The 13051-nt window shown below is 60.7% G+C and carries 9 protein-coding genes and 1 pseudogene; 6 read left to right on the forward strand and 4 right to left on the reverse strand.

What is annotated here, in order from left to right; genetic code table 11:
- Window positions 1–22: 22 nt before the first annotated feature.
- Window positions 23–1939 carry a sigma 54-interacting transcriptional regulator gene (locus NLK58_RS19435; RefSeq protein WP_341581525.1) on the reverse strand — a complete coding sequence of 639 codons (1917 nt, stop codon included), beginning with the start codon at window positions 1937–1939 and terminating at the stop codon, window positions 23–25.
- Between the two features lie 301 nt (window positions 1940–2240).
- Between NLK58_RS19435 and NLK58_RS19440 the strand changes: the two genes are divergently transcribed.
- From NLK58_RS19440 to cynS, 4 genes are read left to right on the forward strand one after another with little or no spacing between them, the layout of a single operon-like run.
- Window positions 2241–3665, forward strand: a complete 1425-nt coding sequence (locus NLK58_RS19440) for an ABC transporter substrate-binding protein (protein ID WP_341581526.1) — start codon at window positions 2241–2243, stop codon at window positions 3663–3665.
- 2 nt (window positions 3666–3667) lie between these two features.
- Window positions 3668–4495, forward strand: a complete 828-nt coding sequence (gene ntrB / locus NLK58_RS19445) for a nitrate ABC transporter permease (RefSeq protein ID WP_117619948.1) — start codon at window positions 3668–3670, stop codon at window positions 4493–4495.
- Between the two features lie 56 nt (window positions 4496–4551).
- On the forward strand, window positions 4552–5460 hold the full coding sequence (locus NLK58_RS19450; RefSeq protein WP_341581527.1) for an ABC transporter ATP-binding protein: 909 nt from the start codon (window positions 4552–4554) through the stop codon (window positions 5458–5460).
- A 27-nt stretch (window positions 5461–5487) separates the two neighbouring features.
- A complete protein-coding gene (cynS, locus tag NLK58_RS19455; protein WP_117619950.1) occupies window positions 5488–5931 on the forward strand; it encodes a cyanase in 444 nt (147 codons plus the stop codon).
- A 119-nt stretch (window positions 5932–6050) separates the two neighbouring features.
- On the opposite strand, the gene NLK58_RS19460 is transcribed toward cynS, so the two are convergent.
- Both NLK58_RS19460 and ilvG read right to left on the reverse strand, forming a co-directional pair.
- Window positions 6051–6329, reverse strand: a complete 279-nt coding sequence (locus NLK58_RS19460; RefSeq protein ID WP_117619951.1) for an ACT domain-containing protein — start codon at window positions 6327–6329, stop codon at window positions 6051–6053.
- Window positions 6326–8027 (reverse strand): annotated as a pseudogene (gene ilvG / locus NLK58_RS19465) (acetolactate synthase 2 catalytic subunit). Before ilvG ends, NLK58_RS19460 begins: the two are co-directional and overlap by 4 nt.
- 336 nt (window positions 8028–8363) lie before the next feature.
- Here ilvG and NLK58_RS19470 point away from each other — a divergent pair.
- The gene (locus tag NLK58_RS19470; protein WP_162893776.1) at window positions 8364–9446 is read left to right on the forward strand and encodes an efflux RND transporter periplasmic adaptor subunit; all 1083 of its coding nucleotides are present in this window, start codon (window positions 8364–8366) and stop codon (window positions 9444–9446) included.
- A 5-nt stretch (window positions 9447–9451) separates the two neighbouring features.
- Window positions 9452–12547 carry an efflux RND transporter permease subunit gene (locus tag NLK58_RS19475; RefSeq protein WP_341581528.1) on the forward strand — a complete coding sequence of 1032 codons (3096 nt, stop codon included), beginning with the start codon at window positions 9452–9454 and terminating at the stop codon, window positions 12545–12547.
- Here NLK58_RS19475 and NLK58_RS19480 read toward each other — a convergent pair.
- Window positions 12522–13022, reverse strand: a complete 501-nt coding sequence (locus NLK58_RS19480; RefSeq protein ID WP_341581529.1) for an EAL domain-containing protein — start codon at window positions 13020–13022, stop codon at window positions 12522–12524. The two genes, NLK58_RS19475 and NLK58_RS19480, sit on opposite strands and share 26 nt — an antisense overlap.
- Window positions 13023–13051 lie beyond the last annotated feature (29 nt).

A 13051-nucleotide genomic window follows, 5' to 3' on the forward strand; every position in this document is an offset into this window, starting at 1 on the left:
GCCTCCCCCCGCTCCTCACACTTCAAATCTGACGGGCCTGAAAATTTCTGGGCTCAATCCGGAGTTTTTTCAGCCGCGAGGTGAGGGTGGTTGGCTTGATGCCCAGCATCGCCGCCGCCCCGTCCTCCCCGAATACCCGGCCGCCACTCATTTCCAGGGCCTTTGTCAGGTTCTGTTTTTCCAGCTCTCTGAGTTCGTGTTCAGTCATCAGTTCGCCGTTGAAATGCCGGGCCGGCGGCGTTTGTTCGGGCGTGGGTCTGGCGGCGGAATCCGGCCCGGGAAGATCCAGGTCCAGTCTGCCGTTGGCGGTGATGACCTGGCGCTCAATCACGTTCTCCAGCTCCCTCACGTTGCCCGGCCACTGGTAGGCCTTGAGGGTCTCCACGTCCCGCTCTCTTAATGTCAGCTGGGGCCGGTTGAACTTCTGGCAGGCCCGGTTCAGGAATTCCCGGGCGAGAATGGGAATGTCTTCCCGGCGCCGGCGCAGTGGCACCGACTCGATAGGGAAGACGTTCAGGCGGAAGTAGAGGTCTTCCCGGAAGGCTTTCTCCTGAACTTCCGATTTCAGATCCCGGTTGGTGGCCGCGATGACCCGGACATCCACCGCCCGGGTGCGGTTTTCGCCCACGCGCTCGAACTGCTGGTCCTGCAGAACCCGAAGCAGTTTGCCTTGAAGTTCCAGCGGGATTTCCCCCACTTCGTCCAGGAACAGGGTGCCGCCGTCGGCCAGCTCGAACCGGCCCACGCGGTCGCTGACGGCGCCGGTGTACGCGCCCTTGATGTGGCCGAAAAACTCGCTCTCGAACAGGTCCTTGGGAATGGCCGCGCAGTTCACCCGGATCAGGGGCCGGTCCCGCCGGCTGCTGGACTGGTGGATGGCGCGGGCGATCAGTTCCTTGCCGGTGCCGGATTCGCCGGTGATCAGCACGTTGGCATCGGTCGGCGCTACCATGCTGATTCGTTGCACAATGGCTCGGATGGCCTCGCTCTGGCCAAGGATTTCGTGAAAGTGATATTCCGCGCTGAGTTCCTCCTGCAGGTAGGCGTTTTCCATTTCCAGCCGGTGTTTGAGGGTCTCCACCTCCTCCAGCGCTTTCTGCAGTTCTTTCTGGGCCTCGAGGCGTGCCGAGATATCCCGGAAGACCACCACGGCGCCCACCGGATGGCCGTTATCCAGAATCGGCGTGCTGGTGTATTCCACCGGGAAGCCAGTGCCGTCCTTGCGCCAGAACCAGTCCTCGCCTATCTGCTTCACGCTGGCGTCCCGGAACGCAGCATAAATGGGGCACTCTTTCAGGGGGAAGAGGCTGCCATCCGCATGGGAGTGATGCACAACGCGGTGAATGACCCGGCCCATCAGCTCATCAATACGCCAGCCCAGCATCCGTTCCGCGGCCGGGTTGGCAAAGGTGGTTCGCCCCTCCGCATCGACGCCGTAGATGCCTTCTCCGACCGCGTGCAGGATGAGCTGGTTCTCCCGTTCCATGTCCTTGAACAGTTCCTCCACCCGTCGCCATTCGAGCAGCCCTCCCCGGTGGTAGTGGTTGGCATCGTGTCGTTCCCGAAGGGTACGCAACTGGCGGCGGTCCCGAAGCAGCAGCAAGACGTTCCGGGATTCCGCCTCGCCAACCCGGGAGGAGGAGATCTCCAGCTCCACTGTGTGGCCGTCCCTGCGCCTGAGCATGAAGTCTTTGCTCCAGCCGTGGCTTCGGAACAGGGTTTCTTCAGTGAAGGTAATCAGTTGCGGGCGCTGGTCAGGGAACAGAAGGGTGCAGGGGGTGCCCGTCAGGGATTGCCGGTCCGTGCCGATCATGCGGGCAAGGGCGCTGTTGGCCGCAACGATCAGATCCTGGCTGGCATCCACCAGCAGGGCGGCTTCGGGCAGGTGGTCGATCCAGTTCGTGGCGGCTATCGGAGTGATGGCGTTTTCGGGGCTCATGGGTCTGTCCTGTGTTATCCCGGATAAGACCAGACAAACCCTGTGCCAACTACGAAAAATCGTGGCATTTGCTACGAAAAATCGTTAACTACGAAAAATCGTAGTTGGTGAGATTCGTAGTCTTGGATTTAAACACCAGTTAAAACAGCGCATTAATAAAAAAACAGCAGTTGGCACAAACCCTGCGATAGCTCTTTCAGAACGTAAAAAAGGTCCGGCCCTTTTTCAACTCCGGATCCGAACTGCACCTTGGCTGCACCGCGAGAGTGCAAAAACAACCCGAGATTAGGGAGAGTGCCCCATGACCACAAAAAGCCTTGGTAATCCGTTTGACGGTGACCAGTCACTGATTCACGCCAGAACCTGTGGCTGTCTGGAATGCAAGCCCGGGCAGGAAACGCCGTCGGTGCCTCTGAATCTCCAGCAATCGACAAGCCAGGATGCATCGGCCTCCGAAGGCGCCATGGATTCCGAGGTCATGATGGACCGGGCAATCGAGAGCGCGGTGGTTCGGTCGGTGTTCGGCCACAACGATCACAGTCGCCGGAGCTTCATGAAAATGATGGGGGCGGGCACCGCGGCCGCGCTGCTGGGCAGCGTCTTTCCCATGGACAAGGCCAAGGCGGCGGTCAAGGAATCCCTGGGCAAGCTGGAGAAGACCAAACTCAACGTCGGCTTCGTGCCTATCACCTGTGCCACGCCCATCATTATGGCGCACCCCATGGGTTTTTATGAGCGCTACGGCCTGGATGTGACCGTTACCAAAACCGCCGGCTGGGCGGTGGCCCGGGACAAGTCCCTGGCAGGCGAATACGACGCTTCCCATATGCTGACCCCCATGCCCCTGGCCATGAGCATGGGCGCCGGTTCAACACCCGAGCCGTTTATCATGCCGGCGGTTGAGAACATTAATGGCCAGGCCATCGTCCTGCATGTGGATCACAAGGACAAGCGGGACCCGAAACAGTGGAAAGGCTTCAAGTTCGGGGTGCCGTTCGAATACTCCATGCACAACTTCCTGCTGCGCTACTACCTGGCCGAGAACGGTATCGACCCCGACAAGGACGTACAGATCCGCGTGGTGCCGCCACCCGAGATGGTTGCCAACCTGCGTGCCGGTAACCTGGATGGCTACCTGTCTCCGGACCCGTTCAACCAGCGTGCGGTGTGGGAGAAGGTGGGCTTCATCCATATGCTCACCAAGGACATCTGGGAAGGCCACCCGTGCTGCGCCTTTGCCTGCAGCCAGCAGTTCGCCACCCGGAACCCGAATACCTACGGCGCCCTGCTGCGTGCGATCATCGACGCCACCCAGTACTCCAACAATCCGGATAACCGCAAGGAAATTTCCGAAGCCATTGCACCAAAGAACTACCTGAATCAGCCGGTTCCGGTGATTCAGCAGGTGCTCACCGGCTACTACGCCGATGGTTTGGGCGAGGTGAAAAACGTACCGGACCGTATCGACTTCGATCCGTTCCCCTGGCACTCCATGGGTGTCTGGATTCTCACCCAGATGAAGCGCTGGGGTTATATCGAAGGCGACGTGGATTACAAGGGGATCGCCGAACAGGTCTACCTGGCGGGCGAGACCGGCAAGGTCATGGAAGAACTGGGCTACACGGCTCCGGACAGGACCTACAAGACCCACACCATCATGGGCAAGACCTTCGATTCGGATCGTGCCGAAGCCTATGCCCGCAGCTTCGCGATTGGAAGGGTGTAATCATGGCTTCGTTGAACGTACGGGCAGCACTGCTGTCGGTGTCGTTCCTGATTCTGGCCCTGGGGCTCTGGGAAATGGCAACCCAGCCCCCGGAAGCCCAGACCGGAATGACGGAATACGAGATACTGATGGGGGGTGCCGACCAGGAATCCCGGGTGCCGCCGCCCTCAGCGGTGATCAAGCTGGCCTGGGCCGAGTTGTCCAACCCGTTCTATGACGCCGGCGCCAACGACAAGGGTATCGGCATCCAGTTGGGGTATTCGGTGTACCGGGTGCTGACCGGCTACCTTGCTGCCATGGCCATCGCGCTGCCCATAGGTTTCCTGATTGGCATGTCGCCGTTGATGTACAAGGCGCTGAACCCGTACATCCAGGTTCTGCGCCCCATCTCGCCCCTGGCCTGGATGCCGCTGGCCCTGTTCATTATCCAGGATTCCGATGCCTCGGCGATCTTCGTGATCTTCATCTGCTCAATCTGGCCGATGTTGCTCAACACCGCCTTCGGCGTTGCCAATGTGAGGCAGGACTGGGTGAACGTGGCCCGCACCCACGAACTCGGGCCGCTGCGCACCGCCATCACGGTGATCCTGCCGGCCGCCGCACCGACCATCCTGACCGGTATGCGAATTTCCATCGGCATTGCCTGGCTGGTCATTGTGGCCGCGGAAATGCTCGTGGGCGGCACCGGTATCGGCTATTACGTGTGGAACGAATGGAACAACCTGGATCTGGCCAGTGTGATCTTCTCCATCCTGATGATCGGGGTGGTGGGCATGCTGCTGGACCTGGCCCTGGGCAAGGCCCAGAAGCTGGTGGAATACAAAGAATGAGTGGTCCGGCAACGGGCAACCGGTGCCGGCCTCAACCCTCCGAATGGAGACCTGTTATGAGTAAGTCATTCCTGGAAGTAGAGGGTCTGTCCAAAGTGTATCCGGACGGCCAGGGCGGCGAACTGACTGTGTTCGAGGATGTCCGCTTTGCTCTGGAGAAAGGGGAGTTTGTCTGCATCATCGGCCACTCCGGTTGCGGCAAATCCACCATCCTGAATGTGCTGGCGGGCCTGGACGAAGCCAGTGCCGGCAATGTGGTGATGAACGGCAAGGAAGTCAAAGGTCCCGGGCTTGAACGTGGCGTGGTGTTCCAGAACTACAGCCTGCTGCCCTGGAAAACCACACTGAACAACATCGTGTTTGCTGTTCGCGCCCGTTGGCCCAAATGGTCCAGGGAAGAGGTTAAAGCGCACAGCGAGCGCTACCTGAAAATGGTGGGGCTGGATCACGCCCTGAATCGCAAGCCGTCCCAGCTCTCCGGAGGCATGCGCCAGCGGGTCAGTATCGCCCGGGCCTTCGCCACCCAGCCGGAACTCCTGTTGCTGGACGAACCCTTCGGCGCCCTGGATGCGCTGACCCGGGGTGTGATCCAGGATGAACTGGTGAAGATCTGGGAAGAAACCCGCCAGACCGTGTTCATGATCACCCACGATGTGGACGAAGCCATCCTGCTCTCCGACCGCATCTTCCTGATGTCCAACGGTCCCAATGCCCGCATCGCCGAAAGCGTAAAAGTGGACATCCCGCACCCACGGGCCCGGGCCACCATCTTCCAGAACCCGGCTTACCACAAAACCCGGGACTACCTGGTGGACTTCCTGGTCAACCGCAGTGGCGCGGCCCTGCCAGAGAAAGACGGCAGCCCGAAAGTCGCCGAGCCTGCCAAGGGCGTTGCCCAGTCAACGCCAGCGTCTGCCGAACCTGAATCCGAATCTGAAACTGCCGCTCGCGCGGTGAATGCCTGAAATCTAAAGCCAAGAGAGGAAACAGCCATGATGAACAAAGAACTGATGACCGCCAAAATCCTGGAAGCCAAAGTTTCCAAGGGCATTACCTGGGAATCCATCGCCGAAACCATCGGCATGTCCCCGGTGTTCACCACCTCAGCGGCCCTGGGCATGAACAGCCTGACCGAAGACAAGGCCTTCGCGTTGTGCGAAATCCTGGGTCTGGACAAGCCGGTGGCGGAAGCCCTGCAGGTCTGCCCGAAAAAGGCCTGGGACGGCGCCGTGCCGCAGGATCCGCTGATCTACCGTTTGTATGAGGTGGTGGGTGTTTACGGTGACACCATGAAAGAACTCATCCATGAGAAGTTCGGCGATGGCATCATGAGCGCCATCGACTTCACCATGGATGTCGAGAAGGAAGAGAACCCGAAGGGCGACCGCGTTGTGGTTACCATGAACGGGAAGTTCCTGCCTTACAAGGCCTGGTAACCTCAATGCCTGTAACTTCGGAGTTTCCGTCCTTGTAGCCTGTGGGTTGAGGGGCGGGCCTGCCACCCCCGTACCTGCCCGCCAAATCTCAGGCTACAAAAAGACCAGCCCTTAAAAGTTCAGGCCGAACGAGACCGAGCCACAGACCCAGATGCGAGGGCAACCTCGGCCACCGTATGCAGCTTCTCCAGTTGCGACTGCAACATGGCAATCGGCCGCGTGCCCTCGAGGGTGAGGGCGATGTTCAGGTGCTCGCCGGCGGTTTCTACCGCCATGGTGGCAATCCGGAACCCGCGGATGCGGACCACCTGGCACAGACGCTCCAGGGCGGCGGCCTCGTGGGTCATCCGGCAATTGATGGTGTAGCTGGGTGTTGATGGCTGGGGTTGCGGGTTCATGCAACTTGCTCCTTGCCGGCTTTGGGCGTGCGTCGGGTTTCGTCGATCATGTCTGTGTTGCTGGCGCCGGGTTTGACGATGGGCCAGACGTTTTCTTCACGGCTGATGGCCACGTGCAGCAGCATGGGGCCGTTGTAGGCCAGGATGGTTTCGATGCCACGGCGGATCTGGTCGGTGCGTTCGATGTATAGGCCCGGGATGTCAAAGGCCCGGGCCATGGCGACGAAATCCGGATTGTCGTCCAGGTTTATCTGGCTTTCCCGGTTGTTGTAGAACAGCTCCTGTTGCTGGCGGACCATGCCCAGGCACTGGTTGTCCATGATGATGAGCTTCACCGGCAGGTTGTAGCGGCGGATGGTAGCCAGTTCCTGGGCGTTCATCATGAACGAACCATCGCCGGTAACGTTGATGACCGTGCTGTTGCGGTCGGCAAACTGGGCGCCGATGGCCGCGGGCAATCCAAAGCCCATGGTGCCGAGGCCGCCACTGGTGAGGTGGTGGCGTGGGTGGTCGAAGTCATAGTGCTGGGCAACCCACATCTGGTGCTGGCCCACGTCGCAGGCGATCACGGTGTCGTCGGGAGCAATCCGTGAGAGCTGGCGGATAAAGGCCGGGCCGGTAATGGGTGCCATAGGACCATCGTTGTCGGCCGCGTGGAAGCCGCCGGTGGTGTGCCAGGTGCGGCACTGTTTCTGCCAGTCGCTGATGGTCAGTGGCTCATCCTGCAAGGCTCCGGCCAGTACCTTCAGTATTTCGTTCAGGTCCCCGCGGATAGCCAGATCGGCCGGGCGCAGTTTGTTGATTTCGGCGGCATCGGCGTCGATGTGGATCAGCTTTGCGTTGGGGGCGAAGCCGTCCAGGTTGCCGGTGGCGCGGTCGTCCAGGCGGGCGCCGATGACCAGCAACAGGTCGCATTCGTCCACCGCCTTATTGGCGGCGCGTGAGCCGTGCATGCCCAGCATGCCCAGATTGTAGGGATTGTGTTTGCCCGGGTTGCCGATGCCCTTGAGGGTTAAAACCGCCGGCAATTCGGAATATTCGGCAAACGCCCGGAAGCTGTCCTCGGCGTGGGCCAGGCTGATGCCACCGCCGCTGTAGAGCAGGGGCTTGCGGGCGGCGTGCAGCATCGCCAGGGCTTCCGTCAGGTCTGTCGAGGCCGTTTCACGGGGCTCGGGTTGGGAGAAGGGCGCATCGGCCACTTCGGTCAACAACAGGTCTTTGGGAACATCAATCCAGACCGGGCCGGGGCGGCCGCTCTGGGCCAGTTCCATGGCTTCTTCCATGATCGCGGGCAGGGCATTGGCGTCGTCGACCAGGTAGCTGTGTTTGACGATACCCAGGGTCATGCCCAGTACATCGGTTTCCTGGAAGGCATCGGTGCCGATCAGGCCGGAGGGCACCTGGCCGGTGATAACCAGCATGGGGATGGAATCCCGGTGAGCGTTGGCCACGCCGGTGACCAGGTTGGTTGCACCAGGGCCTGAGGTGGCGATGCACACCCCCCAGAGTGCCGCTGGCCCGGGCATAGCCGTCGGCAGCGAGGGCGCAACCCTGCTCGTGGCGGCACAGCACGTGTTCCACGCTCACATCGTCTACCAGCGCGTCGTATAGCGGCATGATGCAGCCGCCCGGATAACCGAAAACCGTGCGGATGTTGTGGCGGTGGAACGCTTCAAGAATGTGCTGTGCGCCGTTCATGGTCGTTTTTCCTTTTTTCCTGGCCGCAAATAAAGAAACCCCCCGGGACCTTTCGGTGCCGGGGGTTTCTGGTGTCTTGTCAGGTTTGTCGCTATCTCACCCGCTTGTCCACGCAGAAGCCCCCAGACGGTACCACGACCACCAGGACTAGCTTCACAAGGACAATCACTGCGTTGAGATTCATATAATCGACGGTCTGCTCTGAATTCGTCAAAAGATTCTGTGTAGAATCTACCCCACGTTTTCAGCCGGATGCAACCGTTAATTACGGGTTTTTTCTGCCAGCCTCGAGAGAGGCTTCATATCAGTAACAGTGAGAGTAACAGTGAGCATTCAATGACGAAAGCAAAATGGGGTTCCCTCGGTCTGTCACTTCTGGTCGTGATTGCGCTGGTGATCTGGATGGCTACCGGTGAGGTGAAGGTAGCCAGTGATGAGCCTCTGGAGCGCCAGGATGGCGGTGACGGCCAGTTGACAAGCGTGCAGGTGGAAATCCTGACAGCGAAGCTCCACGAGCCGGGGTTGATGCTTCAGGGACAGTTGGAGCCATGGAATTCCGTGATGCTCAGTGCCCAGGTTTCGGGCCGGATTGAATCCCTGGCTGTCGGACTCGGCGAGCAGGTCCGGGAAGGGCAGGCGCTGCTTACGGTTTCCGATGAAGGGCGCAGTTCCGCGGTTCTGCGCTGGCAATCCAGGGTTCGCAAGCTGGAGGCAGACCTGGCCGCTGCCCGCCGGCTGAGGGCCGACAACCTTGCCGCCCAGTCGGAAGTGCTGGCCCTTGAGAGTGAACTGGCCGCCGCCAATGCGGAACTGACCAACGCCCGGCAGGCTGTCAGCCATCTCACACCTGAGGCGCCTTTCGACGGCACCATCAACAGCAAATCCGTGGATACCGGCGATCTTGTGCAGGTGGGCTCTCCGCTTTTCCAGCTGGTAAGAGTGGACCGTCTGAAAGCGACCGCGCAGATTCCCCAGCAGTCAGTGACCAATGTGGCAGCCGGCCAGGCCGTTCGCGTGGATCTGCTGGATGGCAGCCGGCTCTCCGGCGTTGTAACGTTTGTGGCCAGTGCGGCATCGCCGGAAACCCGCAGCTTCGCAGTGGAAATCGCCGTGGAAAATCCGGACCGCAGGCGGGTGGCCGGTGGCAGCGCCAGCCTGCGAATCGCGCTGCCCGAGGTGAAGGCGATGTTTATTTCTCCGGCTTATCTTTCGCTCGGGGACGATGGCCGCCCGGGGGTGAAATACGTGGACGACCAGAACCGGGTGGTGTTCGGTGAGGTGACATTGCTGAGTGTTTCCACCGACGGGGCCTGGGTAACCGGGTTGCCGGATGAAATCCGTCTCATCACCCGGGGTGGCGGTTTCGTGAGTACCGGTGAGAAAGTGATGCCGGTCGACACCTCTGAAAACAGGGGTTAGGCCAGATGCGTGCGCTGATTTTTGCGGCCATTGATCGCAGCCGTACCACGCTGCTGACCCTGCTGTTCCTGATTCTCGGCGGTATCGCGGCGTTCCAGACCATTCCCAAGGAAGCCAATCCCGACGTCACCATCCCGGTGATCTATGTCTCCATGACCCTGGACGGGATCAGCCCGGAAGACGCCGAGCGTCTGCTGGTTCGGCCCATGGAGCAGGAGCTGCGATCCCTCGAGGGCATCAAGGAAATGCGGGGTACCGCGTCCGAGGGGCATGCCTCAGTGATGCTGGAATTTGATGCCGGTTTCGATCCGGACAAAGCCTTGCAGGATGTACGTGAGAAAGTCGACACCGCCCGCAGTGAGCTGCCGGGAGAGGCAGACGAACCGAGGGTCAACGAGATCAACGTGTCCTTGTTCCCAGTGTTGTCGGTCGGGCTGTCCGGCCCCCTGTCGGAGCGGGAGCTGATTACCATTGCCCGCCAGTTCCAGGATGCCATCGAGTCCATTCCGGAGGTGCTGGAAGTCGAGATCGGCGGCGACCGGGAAGACCTGCTGGAAATCGTGGTGGATCCCCAGGTTCTGGAAAGCTACGGCATCGATTTCGATCAGTTGGCCTCACTGGTCACCCGCAACAATCAGCTGGTGGCTGCCGGCTCGCTGGATACCGGAAACGGCCGCATGGCCCTGAAAGTGCCCGGGGTGATCGAGACCATCGAGGATGTGATGTTCATGCCGGTCAAGGTGGATGGCGATACGGTGGTGACCTTCGGGGATGTCGCCATGCTACAGCGCACCTTCAAGGATCCCACCGGCTTTGCCCGCATCAACGGCGAGCCGGCGCTGGTGCTGGAAGTCTCCAAGCGCTCCGGCGCCAACATCATCGAAACCATTGCCCATATCCGCGATCTCATCGACCAGGCCAGGCCCCAACTGCCGGAAAGCCTGGAAATCCGCTACATCATGGATCAGTCCGAGGAAGTGCGGGACATTCTCAGCGACCTGCTGAACAACGTACTCACCGCCATTGTGCTGGTGATCATCGTGGTGATTGCAGCCATGGGGCCGCGTTCCGCATTCATGGTGGGTTTGACCATTCCGGGCGCTTTCCTTACCGGCATCCTGGTGATCTGGAGCATGGGGTTGACCCTCAATATCGTGGTGCTGTTCAGCCTGATTCTGGTGGCGGGCATGCTGGTGGATGGCGCCATTGTGGTGTCCGAGCTGGCGGACCGCAACCTGTCGGATGGCCAGGCGGTAAAAAACGCCTGGGCCGGGGCCGCAAGCCGCATGGCCTGGCCCATCATTGCCTCCACGGCCACCACGCTGGCGGTGTTTGTGCCTCTGCTGTTCTGGCCCGGGGTGGTGGGGGAGTTCATGAAGTTCCTGCCCTTGACGGTCATCATCTGTCTGGTGGCATCGCTGGCGATGGCGCTGGTGTTTCTGCCGGTGCTGGGCAGTGTCAGTGGCGGCCGGAGGGACCGGCAGAGAGAAACAACAGGCCGGCTGATGCAAGGCTACCGCTGGCTGCTGTCGGTGCTGCTGAAGTCGCCCGGGCTGACGCTGACTGGTGTGCTGTGTGTGATTGCGGTGATATACGCCGCCTATGCCCGCTTCAATTACGGTGTGGAGTTTTTCCCGAGTGTCGAACCGGATTCGGCCCAGGTGCAGGTCCGTGCCAGAGGCGATCTGTCAGTGTGGGAGCGGGATGTGATCGTGCGTGAGGTGGAACAGCGCCTGCAGGGAATGCCGGAGGTAAAGGCCCTGTACGCGCGTTCAATGGTCAGTGCCAGTTCGCAGATGGCGCCCGATGTGATTGGTGTTCTGCAGTTTCAGTTTACCGACTGGTACACCCGGCGCCCGGCCAGTGCCATTATGGAGGATTTCCGGGCGCGGACCGATGATATCCCGGGCATTGAGCTGGAATTCCGCAAGCAGGAGGGCGGACCGGCGGAGGGCAAACCCATTGAGCTGCAGGTGAGCAGCCGTGAGGCCGACGGCCTTAACGGCTATGTGGACAGGATCAAAGACCGCATGCGGGAGCAGGGTGGTTTTGCGGATATCGAGGATGACCGGAGCTTGCCGGGTATTGAGTGGCGGCTGCAGGTTGACCGGGAGGCCGCTGCCCGGTTCGGCACCGATGTGCTGGGTATTGGCAGTGCCGTGCGCCTGGTCACCAACGGTCTGGTGTTGGCGACCTATCGCCCGGAAGACGTCCGGGATGAAGTGGATATTGTGGTTCGGGTACCGAACAACTGGCGGGAGCTGGACCATCTGCAGCGCCAGACCATTCGTACCTCCCGGGGCCAGGTGCCGCTCTCGCAGTTCGTCGACCTTCAGCCGGGGGACAAGACCGGCAGTATTGTCCGGGTGGATGGCCAGCGCACCGTGACCATCAAGTCCGATCTGGCCCCGGGCCGTCGGGTTGACGAACTTCTGCGATCCCTGCAGGCCGGGATGCCGGAGCCACCGGAAGGCATTTCGGTAAAATTTGCCGGCGAAAACGAGGATCAGCAGCAGGCGGCCAACTTCCTGATCACCGCCTTTCTGGTGGCCATCGGGCTGATGTTGCTGATTCTGGTGACCCAGTTCAATTCACTCTACCAGACCTTCCTGATCCTCTCCGCCATTGTGCTTTCGACGGCGGGGGTGCTTCTTGGCCTGCTGGTCAACGGCCAGTCGTTCGGCATTGTGATGGTGGGCATGGGGACCATTGCGCTGGCGGGCATTGTGGTGAACAACAACATTATTCTGATTGATACCTACAACCAGATGCGCAAGGAGGGAATCGCGGCCTATGAGGCGGCCCTGGAAACCGGTTGCCTGCGTCTGCGGCCGGTGTTGCTCACGGCCATCACCACCGTGCTGGGCCTGATGCCCATGGTGCTGGGGGTGAACGTGGACTTGCTGACACCTTCCCTGGGCCTCGGGGCGCCCTCGACCCAGTGGTGGACCCAACTGTCCAGTGCTATCGCTGGCGGGCTGACCTTCGCCACGGTGCTGACGCTGTTGCTGACGCCCGCGCTGCTGGTGCTGGGCAGCCGGGCCGGCCAGGCCCTGGGAAGGCTGACCGGCCGGGTCAGTCGGAGTAATAGCGGCCAATGATTTCGGAAAACGGCAGCGGTTTGCTGTACAGGTAGCCTTGGAGATAGTCGCAGCCTTTCTCGAACAACCAGGCCTCATGGGCTTTATGCTCTACGCCTTCCGCCACCACGAAAAGCCCCAGCCCCCGGGCCAGACCGATGATGGATAGGGTAATGGCGCAATCGTCTTCGTCATCCGGCAGGTTCTTGATGAACGAGCGGTCGATCTTGATCCGGGAGAATGGCAGGTATTTCAATCGGGATAACGACGAGTAGCCAGTGCCGAAATCGTCAATAGCCAGTTCTGCGCCGGCTTCCACCAGCTTCTCCAGAACCCGCCCGATGACCCCGAAATCCCCCTGGATAGAGTCTTCGGTTACCTCGAACTGCAAGGCCTCAACGGGCATCTCCTGGTGGTCGCAGATCTCCTTTACCAGTTCCGGAAAATCGGGAACCAGCACCTGCTCAGCCGACAGGTTGACGGAAATCGTCGGCAACGGGATATTCCTCTCTCTGGCCTCGCGCC

The organism is Marinobacter metalliresistant, from assembly GCF_038098645.1.
Classification (GTDB): domain Bacteria; phylum Pseudomonadota; class Gammaproteobacteria; order Pseudomonadales; family Oleiphilaceae; genus Marinobacter; species Marinobacter metalliresistant.

What these genes read in the sequence shown, in the direction of transcription:
- NLK58_RS19435 (WP_341581525.1), bottom strand. Translation starts at nt 1,939, where the DNA reads ATGAGCCCCGAAAACGCCATCACTCCGATAGCCGCCACGAACTGGATC.
- NLK58_RS19440 (WP_341581526.1), top strand. Translation starts at nt 2,241, where the DNA reads ATGACCACAAAAAGCCTTGGTAATCCGTTTGACGGTGACCAGTCACTG.
- ntrB (WP_117619948.1), top strand. Translation starts at nt 3,668, where the DNA reads ATGGCTTCGTTGAACGTACGGGCAGCACTGCTGTCGGTGTCGTTCCTG.
- NLK58_RS19450 (WP_341581527.1), top strand. Translation starts at nt 4,552, where the DNA reads ATGAGTAAGTCATTCCTGGAAGTAGAGGGTCTGTCCAAAGTGTATCCG.
- cynS (WP_117619950.1), top strand. Translation starts at nt 5,488, where the DNA reads ATGATGAACAAAGAACTGATGACCGCCAAAATCCTGGAAGCCAAAGTT.
- NLK58_RS19460 (WP_117619951.1), bottom strand. Translation starts at nt 6,329, where the DNA reads ATGAACCCGCAACCCCAGCCATCAACACCCAGCTACACCATCAATTGC.
- NLK58_RS19470 (WP_162893776.1), top strand. Translation starts at nt 8,364, where the DNA reads ATGACGAAAGCAAAATGGGGTTCCCTCGGTCTGTCACTTCTGGTCGTG.
- NLK58_RS19475 (WP_341581528.1), top strand. Translation starts at nt 9,452, where the DNA reads ATGCGTGCGCTGATTTTTGCGGCCATTGATCGCAGCCGTACCACGCTG.